Consider the following 16,704-nt stretch of genomic DNA (forward strand, 5'->3'; position numbering starts at 1 on the left):
TCTCCACCTTGCGGAGTACGCGTGCGGAACAGGGATCGGCCCTCCGGTTGACCCCTGCACCTATCACGCTTCCCTACTCTGGGTTACGTGCAGCGCCTCTATGACTTCCTCCGCAGGCACCCGACATGGGTCGACAGCTTCTGGGCCGTCGCCCTGCTCGGGATCTCCTGCGCGAGCATCTGGAAGCTCGGCGAGGCCCAGCACCACGGGTCCAGGGCCGCCATGCTGGCCGTGTCCGTCGTGATGAGCCTCGTCGTCGCGCTGCGCCGCCGGTTCCCGGAGCCGATGCTGCTGCTGGCCGCGGCCACCGGCCTGGCCCAGCTGGTGCTGGACGTGGAGACGACCGTCGCCAACTTCGCCATGCTGGTGATCGTCTGCGCGAACGCCGCCGTCGGCGCGCGCTGGGCGTCCCGGTTCGGCCTCTACACGGGGCTGGCCGCCGCGCCGCTGGCGCAGATCCGGTGGCCGCAGGACGAGGCGAGCTTCCCGGGGCACGTCGCGATCGTGCTGTTCCAGACGGCGCCGTTCGTGCTCGCCTGGGTGCTCGGCGACTCCATGCGCACCCGCCGTGCCTACTTCGCGCAGCTGGAGGAGCGCGCCGCCCGGCTGGAGAAGGAGCGCGAGGCGCAGGCCAAGGTCGCGGTCGCCGCGGAGCGCGCCCGGATCGCGCGCGAGCTGCACGACGTGGTCGCGCACAACGTGTCCGTGATGGTGGTCCAGGCCGACGGCGCCGCCTATGTGCTGGACGCCGCCCCCGACCAGGCCAAGAAGGCCCTGGAGACGATCTCCTCCACCGGCCGCCAGGCCCTCGCCGAGATGCGCCGCCTGCTGGGCGTGCTGCGCACGGGCGAGCACAAGGAGGTCGGCGAGTACGTCCCGCAGCCCGACGTCGAGCAGATCGACGAGCTCGTCGAGCAGTGCCGCAGCTCCGGCCTGCCCGTCGACTTCAAGGTCGAGGGCACCCCGCGCCCGCTGCCCAGCGGGGTCGAGCTCACGGCGTACCGGATCGTGCAGGAGGCGCTCACCAACACCCGCAAGCACGGCGGTCCCAACACGGGAGCCAGTGTGCGGCTGGTCTACTTCGACGACGGCCTCGGCCTGCTGGTGGAGGACGACGGCAAGGGCGCCCCGCACGAGATGTACGAGGAGGGCGGCGCCGACGGGCAGGGACACGGCCTGATCGGCATGCGCGAGCGGGTCGGCATGGTCGGTGGCACCCTCGACGCGGGACCCCGTCCCGGCGGAGGATTCCGCATCAGTGCCCTGCTGCCGCTCAAACCGGCGCACTGACCTATACGCACGCCCCCGGTTGACACCTGTCACGCCCCGGAACAAACGTACGAATGGCAACGGAAGAGGACCCGATGACGATCCGCGTCATGCTCGTCGACGACCAGGTGCTGCTGCGCACCGGGTTCCGGATGGTGCTCGCGGCGCAGCCGGACATGGACGTCGTCGCCGAGGCGGGCGACGGCGTCGAGGCCCTCCAGGTGCTGAGGTCCACCGACGTGGACGTGGTGCTGATGGACGTGCGCATGCCCAAGCTGGACGGGGTGGAGGCCACCCGCCGCATCTGCGCGGAGCCCGAACCGCCCAAGGTGCTCATCCTGACCACCTTCGACCTCGACGAGTACGCCTTCTCGGGGCTGAAGGCGGGCGCCTCCGGCTTCATGCTCAAGGACGTGCCGCCGGGCGAGCTGCTGGCGGCCATCCGCTCCGTGCACAGCGGCGACGCCGTCGTCGCGCCCTCCACCACCCGGCGCCTCCTCGACCGCTTCGCGCCGATGCTGCCCTCCGCCGGCAAGGAGGCGCAGCACCAGGAGCTGAACCGGCTCACCGACCGGGAGCGCGAGGTCATGGTGCTGGTCGCGCAGGGACTGTCGAACGGCGAGATCGCGGGCCGGCTGGTGCTGTCCGAGGCGACCGTGAAGACCCACGTGGGCCGCATCCTCACCAAGCTCGGGCTGCGCGACCGGGTCCAGGTGGTCGTGCTCGCCTACGAGACCGGGCTGGTGCGGGCGGGCGGCGGGCACGCCTGACGCGCCGCCGTACCGCGCGGGCGGCTAGCGGAGTATCCCTTCCAGGAAGTCGCTGCCCAGCCGGGCGACGACCGTGACGTCCAGCTGGTGCAGCACGTACCGCCCACGGCGGCGGGTGGAGACCAGGCCCGCCTTCTTGAGCACGCCCAGATGCCGGGACACCTCCGGCGCCGACAGACCTTGCGCCTGCGCCAGCTCGCTGGTCGTGTACGCGCTGCGCGCCAGATACCGGCACAGCCGCATCCGGACGGGGTGGGACAGCGCCGCCATCCGCAGCGTGAGCTGCTCCACCGAGGCCGGGGAGGCGAGCTCCGGCGAACCGACGGGGTAGTGCAGCACCGGCTGCCAGCCGTAGCGGTGCAGCACCATCAGATGCGGCCAGCCGAGGCTCGTGGGCACCAGCAGGAGGCCGTCGGCGGCGGCCGTGGCGTGGCCGTCGGTGAGCTTGTCCACGGTGATCCGCTCGGCCGCCCCGTCGAGGGTCACGGACGGCGAGACCGCGGTCAGCGTCTCGGCCAGCCCCTTGCGCCGCAACAGCTCCGTCTTGTGCCGGGCGTCGGCCGCCAGCTGGTGGCGCAGCCGCGACCAGGCCTCGTCGAAGAACGCCTCGGCGCAGTCCTCCAGGAACCGGCGCAGCCACGCGCGCACGCTCGGCGGATCGTCGAGCAGCCGCCGGGCGAAGCGGACCTGCGTCGGACCGCGCGAGGCCGCCACCTCCAGCGCCCGCCCGCGCGCGGCCGGGTCCGACAGCAGAGCCGGCGCCCGCGTGCCGTACGACAGCGCGCAGGTGAACTCCAGTGCCGCGTCCACGAACTGCTCGTCCGTCAGTTTGTCGAGCTGGTCCAGCTCCTCGGCGAGCGTGCCGCCCGGGACGGCGCCCGGCACGGCCGCGTACGGCAGGAACAGGTCCGAGAACGTCGTCCGCCACAGGAAGTCCGCCTCGCACATCCGGTCCGCCAGATGCGGCTCCAGAGCGGCGGCCACGCCGGTCACCCAGCCCTGGAGACCGGGGTGGTGCCCCGGCTCGGACAGCGCGTGCAGCGCCATGCCGAGCTCGGCCAGTGGAGAGGGCACGACGGCGACCCTCTCCGGCCGCAGCCCCGCGATGTCGATACGTACGCTCATGTCCCCATCGTGCACCCAGGCACCGACAACGCCCCCGTGGATTGACGGCCGCCGTCAATCCACGCGACCTCGGGCGGGGCGGCTAGGGCAGCCGCGCCACGAAGTCCGCGACCGCCGCCCGCACGTCCTCCGCGGTCCACTCCAGCCCCTCGGCCGTCACCGTCACCTCGTTCATGGACAGACCCGGGCCCTTCGCCTCCCACGGGCCCACGAAGAGGTAGGTGCCGGTCTCCTCGGCCTGCCGGACCGCCGCTTCCGCCGGCACGTCGGGCTCGTACGGCAGCCAGACCTGGAACTGGTGGGTGTGCGGCTCCTCGGGGTGGACGCGCGCCCAGGGGACGCCCGCCCCGGCGAAGCCCTCGCGCAGGGCCGTGGCGACCACGCGCGCGTGGCGGACGTAGTCCGGGAGGCGGGGCAGTTCGCGCTCCAGGCCGACGAGGGCCGCCAGGGCGGTCGGGAACTGCTGGAAGGCCATGCCGCCGTAGCGGTGGCGCCAGGTCTTCGCCTCCTCGACCAGGGGCTTCGGGCCCGCCAGCGCGGCGCCGCCGAAGCCGTTGAGGGACTTGTAGAACGAGACGTAGACGCTGTCCGCCAGCTCCGCGATCTCGTGCAGGGGGCGTCCGAAGCGGACCGTGCACTCCCACAGGCGCGCGCCGTCGAAGTGCACCACCGCGTCGCGCTCCCGCGCCGCCTCCACGACCTCCGTGAGCTCCTCCCAGGTCGGCAGCACGAAACCGGCGTCCCGGAGCGGCAGTTCCAGCATCAGCGCCCCGAAGGGCTCCTCGAGGTCGCGTATCTCCTGGGCGGTGAAGAGCCGGGGCTCACCGGTGACGCGCACCGTGCGCAAGCCGGAGACCTCGCGGAAGGCGTCCCGTTCGTGCACCTCGGGGTGGCCGAGGGCGTGCAGGGCCACCGTGGGGTTGCCGGTGCGGCCCGCCCAGCAGCGCAGGGCGATCTGCTGGGCCATCGTGCCGGTCGGGAAGAACGCGGCGGCCTCCGTGCCCAGCAGGGCCGCGACGCGCCGCTCCAGCGCCTCGACGATCCCGTTGCCGTAGATGTCCGCCGGTTCGTCCAGGTCGTACACCTCGGGTGCCGCCTCCTGGAGCCGTGCGAGCCGTTCACGCAGGGAGGCGCGCAGGCCCATACGCGCGAGGACGCGGTCGGCCCTCCGGTAGGCGGCCGCGCGCCGCTCTCGCATCTGCTGCTCGGCCGGCAGGGTCTCCTGCGGCCGCTCGTCCTGGGGCGTCGCCGTATCGCTCATGCCGTGGATGATGCCGTGGCGCGGGGAGGGGGGCCCCGGAATTTCGCGCGGAACCGTCCCCGGGATGTGACGGGTCACCCACAGCCTGTGGACAACCAACTGGGCTCCGACCCGATAGCGTTAACATGACGAGAAATCGTCCGGTACCGAGAGCGGACTGGAACGGGAAGGCCACCCTCGCGTGAGTACATTCCAACAGCCAGACCTCAGTGACCGCCCCGCGCGGCTCACCGTCGGCGTCGTCGGCGCCGGTCGGGTGGGTCCCGCGCTCGCCGCGTCCCTGCAGCTCGCCGGGCACCGCCCGGTGGCCGCCTCCGGGGTCTCCGAAGCCTCCCGACGGCGTGCCGAGGCGCTGCTGCCCGACGTCCCGCTGGTACCCCCCGCCGAGGTCCTCCGACGCGCCGACCTGGTGCTCCTGACCGTCCCCGACGACGCCCTGCCCGGCCTGGTCACCGGCCTCGCCGAGACCGGCGCCGTACGGCCCGGCCAGCTGCTCGTGCACACCTCCGGGCGGTACGGCACCGGAGTCCTGGCCCCGGCCCTGCGCGCGGGCGCGCTGCCGCTGGCCCTGCACCCGGCGATGACCTTCACGGGGACGCCGGTGGACGTCCAGCGGCTCGCGGGCTGCTCGTTCGGGGTCACCGCGCCCGAGGAGCTGCGGCTGGCCGCCGAGGCGCTCGTCATCGAGATGGGTGGCGAGCCGGAGTGGATCGCCGAGGAGAACCGCCCGCTCTACCACGCGGCCCTCGCCCTCGGCGCCAACCACCTGGTCACCCTGGTCGCCCAGTCCATGGAGCTGCTGCGCACGGCCGGCGTCGAGGCCCCCGACCGGATGCTCGGCCCGCTGCTGGGCGCCGCCCTGGACAACGCCCTGCGCTCCGGCGACGCGGCGCTGACCGGCCCGGTCGCGCGCGGGGACGCGGGCACCGTCGCCGCGCACGTCACCGAGTTGCGGCGGCACGCCCCGCAGGCCGTCGACGGCTACCTGGCGATGGCCCGCGCGACGGCCGACCGGGCGCTCGCCCACGGTCTGCTGAAGCCGGAACTCGCCGAGGACCTCCTGGGCGTCCTCGCCAACGGCACGCACACGTCCGAGAACGGGGAAGACCGATGACCCGCCACCCCTTCGCACTCGCCTCCACCGTCGACGACCTCAGCGCCGCCCGGGACCACTCCGCGGTGCCGGGCCGTACCGCCGTCGTCATGACCATGGGTGCCCTGCACGAGGGGCACGCGACCCTGATCAGGGAGGCCCGCGAGCACGTCGGCGGCGACGGCTTCGTGATCGTCACCGTCTTCGTGAACCCCCTGCAGTTCGGCAAGGGCGAGGACCTCGACCGCTACCCGCGCACCCTGGACGCCGATCTCAAGATCGCCGAGCAGGCCGGCGCGGACGTGGTGTTCGCCCCCGCCGCGGACGAGGTCTACCCCGGCGGCGAGCCCCAGGTCCGCATCACCGCGGGCCCCATGGGCACGGTCCTGGAGGGCGCCTCCCGGCCCGGGCACTTCGACGGCGTCCTCACGGTCGTCGCCAAGCTGCTGCACCTCACCCGTCCCGACGTGGCCCTGTTCGGGCAGAAGGACGCCCAGCAGCTCGCCGTGATCCGGCGCATGGCGCGGGACCTGAACTTCGGCGTCGAGATCATCGGCGTGCCGACCGTGCGCGAGGCCGACGGGCTCGCGCTGTCCAGCCGCAACCGCTACCTGTCGGCCGACGAGCGGCGCACGGCCCTTACGCTGTCGCGCGCGCTGTTCGCGGGCCGCGACCGGCACGCGGCACAGGAGGCGCTGCGCGCGCGGGCGCTCGAAGTGCCCTCCACGCGCGCGCGGGCCGAGGCGCTCAGCGCCATAGGGGAGTCCCGCGCCGCCGCCGACGCGCACGCCGTCGCCAAGGCCGTGCCGAACGCCGCAGCGGCGGTCCGCGCGGCCGCCCGGACCGCCCTGGACGAGGCCGTCCACTACGATCCGCCGCTCGAACTGGACTACCTCGCCCTGGTCGACCCCTCCGACTTCACCGACATCGACGACGACTTCACCGGAGAGGCCGTCCTCGCCGTCGCCGCCCGGGTCGGGACGACCCGGCTGATCGACAACATCCCCCTCACCTTCGGAATCTTCGGAGCCGCCTCGTGACCAGCACAGGCACCAGCACAGGCATACGACTGCACGCGCCCGCCCCCGGCTGGAGCATCTCGGCGGACGTGGTCGTCGTCGGGTCCGGCGTGGCCGGCCTGACCGCGGCCCTGCGCTGCCAGGCCGCCGGGCTCAGCACGGTCGTCGTCACCAAGGCCCGCCTGGACGACGGCTCCACCCGCTGGGCGCAGGGCGGCATCGCCGCCGCGCTCGGCGAGGGCGACACCCCCGAACAGCACCTGGGGGACACCCTGGTGGCCGGCGCGGGCCTGTGCGACGAGGAAGCGGTACGGATCCTCGTCACCGAGGGCCCCGGCGCGGTACGGCGGCTCATCGACACCGGCGCCATCTTCGACGAGTCCTCCGAGGGCGGCCTCGACCTCACCCGCGAGGGCGGCCACCACCGGCGCCGGATCGCGCACGCCGGCGGCGACGCCACCGGCGCCGAGGTCTCCCGGGCCCTGGTCGAGGCGGTACGCGCGCGGGGGCTGCGCACCTTCGAGAACGCGCTCGTGCTGGACCTGCTGACCGACGCCGAAGGCCGTACCGCCGGTGTCACCCTGCACGTGATGGGCGAGGGCCAGCACGACGGCGTGGGCGCCGTGCACGCCCCCGCGGTGGTCCTCGCGACCGGCGGCATGGGCCAGGTGTTCGCCGCGACCACCAACCCCTCGGTGTCGACCGGCGACGGCGTGGCGCTGGCCCTGCGCGCGGGCGCCGAGGTCAGCGACCTCGAATTCGTGCAGTTCCACCCGACCGTGCTGTTCCTCGGCCCGGACGCGGAGGGCCAGCAGCCGCTGGTCTCCGAGGCGGTCCGCGGCGAGGGCGCCCACCTGGTCGACGCGGACGGCGTGCGCTTCATGGTGGGGCAGCACGAGCTGGCCGAGCTGGCGCCCCGGGACATCGTCGCCAAGGGCATCCTGCGCCGGATGCTGGACCAGGGCGCCGAGCACATGTACCTCGACGCCCGGCACTTCGGCGCCGACATGTGGGAGCACCGCTTCCCGACCATCCTGGCCGCCTGCCGGGCCAACGGCATCGACCCGGTCACCGAGCCCATCCCGATCGCCCCGGCCGCCCACTACGCCTCCGGCGGCGTGCGCACCGACGCGCGCGGCCGTACGACCGTGCCCGGCCTGTACGCGTGCGGCGAGGTCGCCTGCACCGGCGTGCACGGTGCCAACCGGCTCGCCTCCAACTCCCTCCTCGAAGGCCTGGTCTACGCCGAGGCCATCGCCGCCGACATCACGGCAGCCCGCGCGGACGACGGCCTGCACGCGTGCGTGCCCGTCCCGGTCCCGCACCCGGAGAAGCCCGCGCACCCGCTGCAGGCCGCCGAGGCACGGTTCGCCATCCAGCGGATCATGACCGAGGGCGCCGGCGTCCTGCGCTCCGAGGAGTCCCTCGCCACGGCCGCCGAGCAGCTCCAGCGGCTGCACACCGAGGCCCGCGACGCCCTCGACGAGAACGGCAAGACCGCCGAGCCCGGCGTCGACACCTGGGAGGCCACCAACCTCCTGTGCGTCGGGCGCGTGCTCGTCGAGGCGGCCCGGCGCCGCCAGGAGACCCGCGGCTGCCACTGGCGCGAGGACCACGGCGACCGCGACGACGCACACTGGCGGCGCCACATCGTCGTACGGCTCAATCCGGACCGTTCGCTGGCCGTGGGCACCACCGACACCGCAGACTTCCCCCCTACCCGGCCGCACCAGCCACACCAGGAGCAGTGACAGACGTGAGCACCAACGACCTTCCCCTCGCCGACGGCGGTGGCTGCGGCGACGGCTGTGCCTGCGGCGACGAGGGGGCCGCAGAATACGCAGTGTGCGGGCTCGACCCCGCGCTCGCCGAACTCCTCGCCGCCGCCGGACTCGACCCCATCGAGGTCGAGGACATCGCCAACGTGGCCGTCCAGGAAGACCTGGACAACGGCGTGGACGTGACGACCGTCGCGACGATCCCCGAGGAGGCCGTGGCGACCGCCGACTTCGTCGCGCGCGAGGCGGGCGTCGTCGCGGGCCTCCGGGTCGCCGAGGCCGTGGTCTCCGTGGTCTGCACGGACGAGTTCGAGGTCGAGCGGCACGTCGAGGACGGCGACCGGGTCGAGGCCGGGCAGCCGCTGCTGTCCATCACCACCCGCACCCGCGACCTGCTCACCGCCGAGCGCAGCGCGCTCAACATCCTGAACCGCCTGTCCGGCATCGCGACCGCCACGCGCGCGTGGGCGGACGCCCTGGAGGGTACGGCCACGCGCGTGCGGGACACCCGCAAGACCACGCCGGGGCTGCGCTCCCTGGAGAAGTTCGCGGTGCGCTGCGGCGGGGGCGTCAACCACCGCATGTCGCTCTCCGACGCGGCCCTGGTCAAGGACAACCACGTGGTCGCCGCCGGCGGTGTCGCCCAGGCCTTCAAGGCCGTGCGCGAAGCCTTCCCGGACCTGGCGATCGAGGTCGAGGTCGACACCCTGCACCAGCTGCGCGAGGTCGTCGACGCGGGCGCCGACCTGATCCTGCTGGACAACTTCACGCCGATGGAGTGCGAGGAGGCCGTCGCGATCGTCGACGGGCGCGCGCTCCTGGAGGCGTCCGGGCGGCTCACCCTGGAGAACGCGCGGGCGTACGCCGACACCGGCGTGGACTTCCTGGCCGTCGGCGCCCTCACCCACTCCTCGCCGATCCTGGACATCGGCCTGGACCTGCGCGACCCGGAGTGACCCCATGCTCCTCACGATCGACGTCGGCAACACGCACACCGTCCTCGGCCTCTTCGACGGCGAGGACATCGTCGAGCACTGGCGCATCTCCACGGACGCCCGCCGCACCGCCGACGAGCTGGCGGTGCTCCTCCAGGGCCTGATGGGTATGCACCCGCTGCTCGGCGACGAACTCGGCGACGGCATCGACGGGATCGCGATCTGCGCGACCGTGCCGTCCGTCCTGCACGAGCTGCGCGAGGTGACGCGGCGCTACTACGGCGACGTCCCGGCGGTGCTGGTGGAGCCCGGGGTGAAGACCGGGGTGCCGATCCTCACCGACAACCCCAAAGAGGTCGGCGCGGACCGGATCATCAATGCGGTCGCCGCCGTCGAGCTGTTCGGGGGACCGGCGATCGTCGTCGACTTCGGCACGGCCACGACCTTCGACGCGGTCTCCGCGCGCGGGGAGTACGTCGGTGGCGTGATCGCGCCCGGTATCGAGATCTCCGTGGAGGCGCTGGGCGTCAAGGGCGCCCAGCTGCGGAAGATCGAGGTGGCCCGGCCGCGCAGCGTGATCGGCAAGAACACCGTGGAGGCCATGCAGGCGGGCATCGTGTACGGGTTCGCCGGGCAGGTCGACGGGGTGGTCGGCCGGATGGCCCGGGAGCTCGCCGACGATCCCGACGACGTGACGGTGATCGCGACGGGCGGGCTGGCGCCGATGGTGCTGGGGGAGTCCTCGGTGATCGACGAGCACGAGCCGTGGCTGACGCTGGTGGGACTGCGGCTGGTGTACGAGCGGAACGTGTCGCGGATGTGAGCGGTGGGGTGGGGCGGGCGTGGGTGGGTTTCGCCTCCGCCGCCCCTACCCGTCCCATCACCAGTGGGCTGCGCCCCCTTCGGCCCCCGCCGTCACTGGAGGCTGCCGCCCCCGGACCCCCGCTTCGGCCTGGACGGCCTCGTCCTCGAACGACGGACGGGCTGGGACGCGGCGCAGGTTGTGTTGCGGCTGAGCGGGTGGACCAGTGGGCGCCACGCGCCGGGCGTTATGTCGAGTTTGTCTGATTTACGCGTATCTTCGGTTCATGCCCACGCCCTACGGATCCCGCGGCGGCATGGCGTTCGGTGCGGAGGAGCTGCGTGTGCTCCGTCGCGCCCTCGCCCTCGCCCTTCACCCCGGTCCCGCCTCCGCCGACGACATCAAGCACTGTCATCGGCTGGCCGAGTCGCTCGACGAGGCAGTGCGCGAGGGAGACCGGTTGCGTGCCTTTCTGGTGGCCGATCTCGCCCGGTACCGCGCGGCCCTGCCCGGAACCGTCGCCGGCTACCTCGCCCTCCTGGAGGAGGCGCTGGGCGCCGGACACCGGCCCACCCCGGACGACCTCGCCGCGCTGCGGGCCCTGCGGGGGAACGCCTCCGCCGCCGCACTGCTCGACCGGTGCCAGGACCTCGCCGAGCACGATGTGCGGGCCCGGCTCGGCCAGGGAGCCCGCAAGGTACCGGCGCCCGCCGTTCCGGTCTCCAGAGTCCGCCTGACGGCCCTGCCGGGCGGTGTGGCCAAGGAGCCGGAGAAGAAGCCGAAGGAGAAGCCCGCCGAGCGGCCGGCCCCGCAGCCCGCGGCTCCCGAGCCCGCCGTGCCCAAGCGGCCCATCCCCACCCCGGGCGAGGTCTTCCCGCGCCGCCGCCCCACCCCGCCGCCCGCCGGACCACCGCAGCAACTCGCCGCCGGCTGAGCCGACCACCCGATCCGGTCACCCGGAAAGCGGCAGCTCGCGCGGCTTGCGTGACGCTTGGCCCACCCCGCCCCTTTCGCCCGGTCCCCCGTGGCTACTCTGGACGCATGGAATACGTCGCCGCGCTCCTGCCTCCGGTCGTCATGGCCATCTTCTTCATCGGCCTGGTCCGGGTCATCGTGAAGACCCAGGGCGGGGCCGCCAAGGCCAAGGAGGACGCCGCCGTCGACGCCGCCCTCGAGCGCGCGGCGGGCGCCCGCCGGACCGCCGCCCCGAACGCCGACGCCTGAGCGCGCGGGACGCCCCCACGGGCGCCTCCCTGGGCGTACGACTCACCGCGCGTCCGCACCGCGGCCGCACTTTCCGAGTCGTACGCCCTTTTTGGTCGCCTTTGTTGGTGAAAGTGCACGTCCGGCACGCCATTGACGGGATCTCCCACTATTGTTCTGAGCTGTGCCTCGCCCATTGGGAGAACTCGAAGACGCGGTCATGACGCGGGTGTGGAAGTGGAACCGCCCGGTGACCGTTCGAGAAGTCCTGGAAGACCTTCAGCAGGAACGGTCCATCGCGTACACCACGGTGATGACCGTTTTGGACAATCTCCATCAGAAGGGCTGGGTCCGCCGGGAGGCCGAAGGGCGCGCCTATCGATATGAGGCCGTCTCCACCCGGGCCGCCTACGCGGCCGCCCTGATGAACGACGCGTGGTCGCAGAGCGACAACCCGGCGGCCGCCCTCGTCGCGTTCTTCGGGATGATGAGCGACGTACAGCGCCAGGCCCTCAGGGACGCCGTACGCATCGTGCAGGGTCCGGAAACCCCGGAACGGCACGAACGGGAAGAGGAGAACCCCGGCTCCGTGCCGGACCGCGGCGGGCGATAGCGTCCGCTCATGTCAGCGATGCGCCCCGAAGTCACCGCAAAAGCCATCACCGTCCGGCGGGCCCGGACCGGTGATGTCCCGGCCGTGCGCCAGCTCCTTGACGCGTACGTCCGCGACCGCATCTTGCTCGACAAAGCCACGGTGACGCTTTACGAGGACATCCAGGAGTTCTGGGTCGCCGAACGCGACGACAACGCCGAGGTGGTCGGCTGCGGCGCACTGCACGTGATGTGGGAAGACCTCGCGGAAGTGCGCACTCTCGCGGTGAAGCCGGGTCTCAAGGGTGCCGGTGTCGGTCATCAAGTGCTGGAGAAGTTGCTGGAGACCGCGCGTTGGCTTGGTGTTCGCCGCGTTTTCTGTCTGACCTTCGAAGTCGAGTTCTTCGGGAAGCACGGCTTCGTGGAGATCGGCGAGACGCCGGTGGACACCGATGTCTACGCGGAGCTGTTGCGTTCCTATGACGAGGGCGTCGCGGAGTTCCTCGGACTCGAACGAGTGAAACCGAACACCTTGGGCAACAGCCGGATGCTTCTGCATCTGTGATCGCGAAGGATCCTCATGGATCCGCAAGGATCCCCGTGGATCGGCCCGCTATTCCGGGCGTCCCGCCATGCCCCGGTTCCCTATGTCCGAAACGCGCATGTTTCCGCGCGGGAGCGGGCCCCTCGGTCTCTCCCAGGGGTTTGTGTTTTTCCCGCAAAAGCGGTTTGCTTTCCGACGTACTGCAGTACTGCATATAACAGGGGGGCGGCGAAACGGCGGACGCCGCAGACCCCCGGCCCTGAAGTTATCGATGAAAGGAAATCCGGTGGCACAGAAGGTTCAGGTCCTTCTTGTCGACGACCTCGACGGCGGCGAGGCGGACGAGACCGTGACGTTCGCGCTGGACGGCAAGACGTACGAGATCGATCTCACGACCGCCAATGCGGACAAGCTGCGCGGCCTTCTCGACCCCTATGTCAAGGGTGGTCGTCGTACCGGTGGCCGTGCTTCGGGCGGACGCGGAAAGGCCCGTGCGGCTTCCGGCGGCAGCCAGGACACCGCGCAGATTCGCGCGTGGGCGAAGGAGAACGGTTACGAGGTCAACGACCGCGGCCGTGTTCCGGCGACGATTCGCCAGGCTTACGAGGACGCCAACGCCTGACTGTCCGGCACACCGCGGCCCGCGCGCCGCAGCCGGGCCCGGTGGCACTCCGTGGCCACCGAGTCCACCAGTCGTACGAGATCGGGGGCGCCGTCAACGCGCCCCATGGCCGACAGTGTCGGCAGCGAGGCCTCGACCTCGCACCCCGGCTCGGGGGGCCGCAACCAGACGGCGGCCCCCTGCACGGCCTGAGCGCGGCCGTCGGCGGATCCGGGAAGCGGCCGGGCTCCGGGGTGCTCCGGCTCGGGCCGCGCCGGAGCGTCCATCCGGCCGCCGGCGCCCAGCGCCCGCAGATCGAGGGCCAGCGCGCCCCACTCCAGCCAGTCCAGCAGCCCCGGCAGCTCCTCCGCGCCGCCCGCGGCCATCAGCAGCCGCAGCCGCCCGCCCTGAAGGGCCACCGGCGAGCCCGGCCCCAGGCGCCTGAGCGCCCTCGCGCCCGCCTCGGCCGGCATCTCCAGCACGTCGAAACGCACGCCCGTGACCAGCCGCAACGGTTCTCCGGGCGCCTCGGGCACTGTTGCCCATCCCAGATCGTTCTCGTACCAGTGCCGGAGCCGGACCTCCTCCCGTCCGTCCGGCACGGCGGCGGATCCCGCACCGGACCCGCCGCCGGAACCCGGACCAGGACCGGAACCGAGCGGACGACGGGGGTGAGGGACTGTGGATGAAGCCGGAGCAGCTGTGCCAGCCATGCCGAGTGCAACAGCCGCGAACCCGCCCGGGTTACGCTGGGTGCGCGTGCGAACGCGCAGAGTGCCGGAAAAGGGGCCTCGTGGGGGTCCGGAGAGACGCAAGGTTGTTCGCCCGTAGCGGAGGGACCGGGGGCTCACGGCATGGACTGTCAGTCCGAACGGGTAAGACATCCCTAGTGGGAGGGGGCGACACGCAGGCGAGGCCGTCTCACGTTCGCCATCGGCGTACTGACGGAAGGGGTAACTGCCTGGCCTGCGGGAACATCGTCTCGCACCATCGGGTTGGAGCAGATGTCGGCGTTCGGGGTCAGGAGGCCATCGACGGTGTCGGCAGTTGGAATGAGCGGTCCCCGCTTGCGGGACTAAGCTGCGGAAGGACAGGGAGGGGAAGTTCCCCCCACTGCCTGACCGCTCTGAGGAGCGATTAACGATGTTCGAGAGGTTCACCGACCGCGCGCGGCGGGTTGTCGTCCTGGCTCAGGAAGAAGCCCGGATGCTCAACCACAACTACATCGGCACCGAGCACATCCTCCTGGGCCTGATCCACGAGGGTGAGGGTGTCGCCGCCAAGGCCCTTGAGAGCCTCGGGATTTCGCTCGAGGCGGTCCGCCAGCAGGTGGAGGAGATCATCGGCCAGGGCCAGCAGGCCCCGTCCGGGCACATCCCCTTCACCCCCCGTGCCAAGAAGGTCCTGGAGCTGTCGCTCCGGGAGGCCCTTCAGCTCGGCCACAACTACATCGGCACGGAGCACATCCTGCTCGGCCTGATCCGTGAGGGCGAGGGCGTCGCCGCCCAGGTCCTGGTCAAGCTGGGCGCCGATCTCAACCGGGTGCGGCAGCAGGTCATCCAGCTGCTCTCCGGCTACCAGGGCAAGGAGACCGCCACCGCAGGCGGGCCTGCCGAGGGCACCCCCTCGACGTCCCTGGTCCTCGACCAGTTCGGCCGGAACCTCACCCAGGCCGCTCGTGAGTCCAAGCTCGACCCGGTCATCGGGCGCGAGAAGGAGATCGAGCGGGTCATGCAGGTGCTGTCCCGCCGTACCAAGAACAACCCGGTCCTGATCGGTGAGCCCGGCGTCGGCAAGACCGCCGTCGTCGAGGGCCTCGCCCAGGCCATCGTCAAGGGCGAGGTGCCCGAGACCCTCAAGGACAAGCACCTCTACACCCTGGACCTCGGCGCCCTGGTCGCCGGCTCCCGCTACCGCGGTGACTTCGAGGAGCGCCTGAAGAAGGTGCTCAAGGAGATCCGCACCCGCGGCGACATCATCCTGTTCATCGACGAGCTCCACACGCTGGTCGGTGCGGGTGCCGCCGAGGGCGCCATCGACGCCGCTTCGATCCTGAAGCCGATGCTGGCCCGCGGTGAGCTGCAGACCATCGGTGCCACCACCCTGGACGAGTACCGCAAGCACTTGGAGAAGGACGCGGCCCTGGAGCGCCGCTTCCAGCCCATCCAGGTCGCCGAGCCGTCCCTGCCGCACACGATCGAGATCCTCAAGGGTCTGCGTGACCGGTACGAGGCCCACCACCGGGTCTCCATCACGGACGAGGCGCTGGTCCAGGCCGCCACCCTGGCCGACCGCTACATCTCGGACCGCTTCCTGCCGGACAAGGCGATCGACCTGATCGACGAGGCCGGTTCCCGGATGCGCATCCGCCGGATGACCGCGCCGCCGGACCTGCGCGAGTTCGACGAGAAGATCGCCGCCGTCCGCCGGGACAAGGAGTCCGCGATCGACTCGCAGGACTTCGAGAAGGCCGCCTCCCTCCGCGACAAGGAGAAGCAGCTCCTGGCCGCCAAGGCCAAGCGGGAGAAGGAGTGGAAGGCCGGCGACATGGACGTCGTCGCCGAGGTCGACGGCGAGCTGATCGCCGAGGTCCTCGCCACGGCCACCGGCATCCCGGTCTTCAAGCTGACCGAGGAGGAGTCCTCGCGCCTGCTGCGCATGGAGGACGAGCTCCACAAGCGGGTCATCGGCCAGGTCGACGCCGTCAAGGCGCTGTCGAAGGCGATCCGCCGTACGCGTGCCGGTCTGAAGGACCCGAAGCGCCCCGGTGGCTCGTTCATCTTCGCCGGTCCGTCCGGTGTCGGTAAGACCGAGCTGTCCAAGGCCCTCGCCGAGTTCCTCTTCGGTGACGAGGACGCGCTGATCTCCCTCGACATGTCGGAGTTCAGCGAGAAGCACACGGTGTCGCGTCTCTTCGGTTCGCCCCCCGGCTACGTGGGCTACGAAGAGGGCGGCCAGCTGACGGAGAAGGTGCGGCGGAAGCCGTTCTCGGTGGTGCTTTTCGACGAGGTCGAGAAGGCGCACCCCGACATCTTCAACTCGCTGCTGCAGATCCTGGAGGACGGTCGCCTGACCGACTCCCAGGGCCGGGTCGTGGACTTCAAGAACACGGTCATCATCATGACGACCAACCTCGGCACCCGGGACATCTCCAAGGGCTTCAACCTGGGCTTCGCGGCCTCGGGTGACACGAAGACCAACTACGAGCGCATGAAGAACAAGGTCCAGGACGAGCTCAAGCAGCACTTCCGGCCCGAGTTCCTCAACCGCGTCGACGACGTGGTCGTCTTCCCGCAGCTCACGCAGGAGGACATCCTGCGGATCGTCGACCTCATGGTCGGCAAGGTGGACGAGCGCCTCAAGGACCGGGACATGGGCATCGAGCTCTCCCAGTCCGCCAAGGAGCTGCTGTCCAAGAAGGGCTACGACCCGGTGCTGGGCGCGCGTCCGCTGCGTCGCACGATCCAGCGCGAGATCGAGGACACGCTCTCGGAGAAGATCCTCTTCGGCGAGCTGCGCCCCGGTCACATCGTGGTCGTCGACACGGAGGGCGAGGGCGACACCGCGACCTTCACCTTCCGCGGCGAGGAGAAGTCGGCACTGCCCGACGTCCCGCCGATCGAGCAGGCGGCCGGCGGCGCCGGACCGAACCTGAGCAAGGAGGCGTAAGCCTCACGGCTACGCCCTGAGAAGGGGCCGGTGCTTTCGGGCAC

Annotated in this window: 16 protein-coding genes; 13 read left to right on the plus strand and 3 right to left on the minus strand. The window is 71.7% G+C overall.

Annotated features, from left to right (window positions below):
• The first annotated feature begins 87 nt into the window (after positions 1 to 87).
• Entirely contained in the window at positions 88 to 1,290 is a 1,203-nt protein-coding gene (locus ACFZDK_RS14420; RefSeq protein ID WP_390972416.1) for a histidine kinase, read from the plus strand.
• Positions 1,291 to 1,364: 74 nt separating this feature from the next.
• A complete protein-coding gene (locus ACFZDK_RS14425; RefSeq protein ID WP_390972534.1) occupies positions 1,365 to 2,039 on the plus strand; it encodes a response regulator in 675 nt (224 codons plus the stop codon).
• A 24-nt stretch (positions 2,040 to 2,063) separates the two neighbouring features.
• Here the strand turns inward: ACFZDK_RS14425 and ACFZDK_RS14430 are convergent, their stop codons facing one another.
• Positions 2,064 to 3,164 (minus strand): DUF5937 family protein, encoded by a 1,101-nt coding sequence (locus ACFZDK_RS14430; protein ID WP_390972417.1) that lies wholly within the window; start codon positions 3,162 to 3,164, stop codon positions 2,064 to 2,066.
• 82 nt (positions 3,165 to 3,246) lie between these two features.
• Complete coding sequence (locus ACFZDK_RS14435) at positions 3,247 to 4,425, minus strand: beta-eliminating lyase-related protein (RefSeq protein ID WP_390972418.1); 1,179 nt, start codon at positions 4,423 to 4,425, stop codon at positions 3,247 to 3,249.
• Between the two features lie 181 nt (positions 4,426 to 4,606).
• Here ACFZDK_RS14435 and ACFZDK_RS14440 point away from each other — a divergent pair, with 181 nt between their 5' ends.
• From ACFZDK_RS14440 to ACFZDK_RS14485, 10 genes are all read left to right on the plus strand, one after another.
• A complete protein-coding gene (locus tag ACFZDK_RS14440) occupies positions 4,607 to 5,539 on the plus strand; it encodes a DUF2520 domain-containing protein (protein ID WP_390972420.1) in 933 nt (310 codons plus the stop codon).
• Positions 5,536 to 6,558 carry a pantoate--beta-alanine ligase gene (panC, locus tag ACFZDK_RS14445; protein ID WP_390972422.1) on the plus strand — a complete coding sequence of 341 codons (1,023 nt, stop codon included), beginning with the start codon at positions 5,536 to 5,538 and terminating at the stop codon, positions 6,556 to 6,558. The genes ACFZDK_RS14440 and panC overlap by 4 nt, the downstream gene beginning before the upstream one ends.
• Positions 6,555 to 8,288 carry an L-aspartate oxidase gene (locus ACFZDK_RS14450; protein WP_390972423.1) on the plus strand — a complete coding sequence of 578 codons (1,734 nt, stop codon included), beginning with the start codon at positions 6,555 to 6,557 and terminating at the stop codon, positions 8,286 to 8,288. Before panC ends, ACFZDK_RS14450 begins: the two co-directional genes overlap by 4 nt.
• Before the next feature lie 5 nt (positions 8,289 to 8,293).
• Positions 8,294 to 9,271, plus strand: coding sequence for a carboxylating nicotinate-nucleotide diphosphorylase (gene nadC, locus ACFZDK_RS14455; RefSeq protein ID WP_390972425.1), 978 nt, complete (start codon positions 8,294 to 8,296; stop codon positions 9,269 to 9,271).
• A 4-nt stretch (positions 9,272 to 9,275) separates the two neighbouring features.
• A complete protein-coding gene (locus ACFZDK_RS14460) occupies positions 9,276 to 10,073 on the plus strand; it encodes a type III pantothenate kinase (RefSeq protein ID WP_089099902.1) in 798 nt (265 codons plus the stop codon).
• A gap of 295 nt (positions 10,074 to 10,368) precedes the next feature.
• A complete protein-coding gene (locus ACFZDK_RS14465) occupies positions 10,369 to 10,986 on the plus strand; it encodes a hypothetical protein (RefSeq protein WP_390972535.1) in 618 nt (205 codons plus the stop codon).
• A 107-nt stretch (positions 10,987 to 11,093) separates the two neighbouring features.
• On the plus strand, positions 11,094 to 11,276 hold the full coding sequence (locus tag ACFZDK_RS14470) for a hypothetical protein (protein WP_390972427.1): 183 nt from the start codon (positions 11,094 to 11,096) through the stop codon (positions 11,274 to 11,276).
• Between the two features lie 175 nt (positions 11,277 to 11,451).
• Positions 11,452 to 11,868, plus strand: a complete 417-nt coding sequence (locus ACFZDK_RS14475) for a BlaI/MecI/CopY family transcriptional regulator (protein ID WP_390972428.1) — start codon at positions 11,452 to 11,454, stop codon at positions 11,866 to 11,868.
• 9 nt (positions 11,869 to 11,877) lie between these two features.
• A complete protein-coding gene (locus ACFZDK_RS14480; protein WP_359225467.1) occupies positions 11,878 to 12,411 on the plus strand; it encodes an amino-acid N-acetyltransferase in 534 nt (177 codons plus the stop codon).
• A gap of 265 nt (positions 12,412 to 12,676) precedes the next feature.
• Positions 12,677 to 13,012, plus strand: a complete 336-nt coding sequence (locus ACFZDK_RS14485; RefSeq protein ID WP_046730878.1) for an Lsr2 family protein — start codon at positions 12,677 to 12,679, stop codon at positions 13,010 to 13,012.
• Here ACFZDK_RS14485 and ACFZDK_RS14490 read toward each other — a convergent pair.
• Positions 12,991 to 13,704: an SCO3374 family protein gene (locus ACFZDK_RS14490; protein WP_390972430.1), complete on the minus strand. Its 714-nt coding sequence runs from the start codon at positions 13,702 to 13,704 to the stop codon at positions 12,991 to 12,993. The two genes, ACFZDK_RS14485 and ACFZDK_RS14490, sit on opposite strands and share 22 nt — an antisense overlap.
• Positions 13,705 to 14,134: 430 nt before the next feature.
• On the opposite strand from ACFZDK_RS14490, the gene ACFZDK_RS14495 reads away from it, so the two are divergent.
• Entirely contained in the window at positions 14,135 to 16,660 is a 2,526-nt protein-coding gene (locus ACFZDK_RS14495) for an AAA family ATPase (protein WP_390972431.1), read from the plus strand.
• The last annotated feature ends 44 nt before the right edge of the window (positions 16,661 to 16,704 follow it).

Origin of the sequence: Streptomyces sp. NPDC007901, from assembly GCF_042959465.1 — a bacterium.
GTDB lineage: Bacteria > Actinomycetota > Actinomycetes > Streptomycetales > Streptomycetaceae > Streptomyces.

Excerpts from the sequence above, each read along its gene's own strand:
- ACFZDK_RS14430 (WP_390972417.1), bottom strand. The coding sequence starts at position 3,164 with ATGAGCGTACGTATCGACATCGCGGGGCTGCGGCCGGAGAGGGTCGCC.
- ACFZDK_RS14495 (WP_390972431.1), top strand. The coding sequence starts at position 14,135 with ATGTTCGAGAGGTTCACCGACCGCGCGCGGCGGGTTGTCGTCCTGGCT.
- ACFZDK_RS14425 (WP_390972534.1), top strand. The coding sequence starts at position 1,365 with ATGACGATCCGCGTCATGCTCGTCGACGACCAGGTGCTGCTGCGCACC.
- ACFZDK_RS14470 (WP_390972427.1), top strand. The coding sequence starts at position 11,094 with ATGGAATACGTCGCCGCGCTCCTGCCTCCGGTCGTCATGGCCATCTTC.
- ACFZDK_RS14490 (WP_390972430.1), bottom strand. The coding sequence starts at position 13,704 with ATGGCTGGCACAGCTGCTCCGGCTTCATCCACAGTCCCTCACCCCCGT.
- ACFZDK_RS14460 (WP_089099902.1), top strand. The coding sequence starts at position 9,276 with ATGCTCCTCACGATCGACGTCGGCAACACGCACACCGTCCTCGGCCTC.
- panC (WP_390972422.1), top strand. The coding sequence starts at position 5,536 with ATGACCCGCCACCCCTTCGCACTCGCCTCCACCGTCGACGACCTCAGC.
- ACFZDK_RS14435 (WP_390972418.1), bottom strand. The coding sequence starts at position 4,425 with ATGAGCGATACGGCGACGCCCCAGGACGAGCGGCCGCAGGAGACCCTG.
- ACFZDK_RS14480 (WP_359225467.1), top strand. The coding sequence starts at position 11,878 with ATGTCAGCGATGCGCCCCGAAGTCACCGCAAAAGCCATCACCGTCCGG.
- ACFZDK_RS14465 (WP_390972535.1), top strand. The coding sequence starts at position 10,369 with ATGGCGTTCGGTGCGGAGGAGCTGCGTGTGCTCCGTCGCGCCCTCGCC.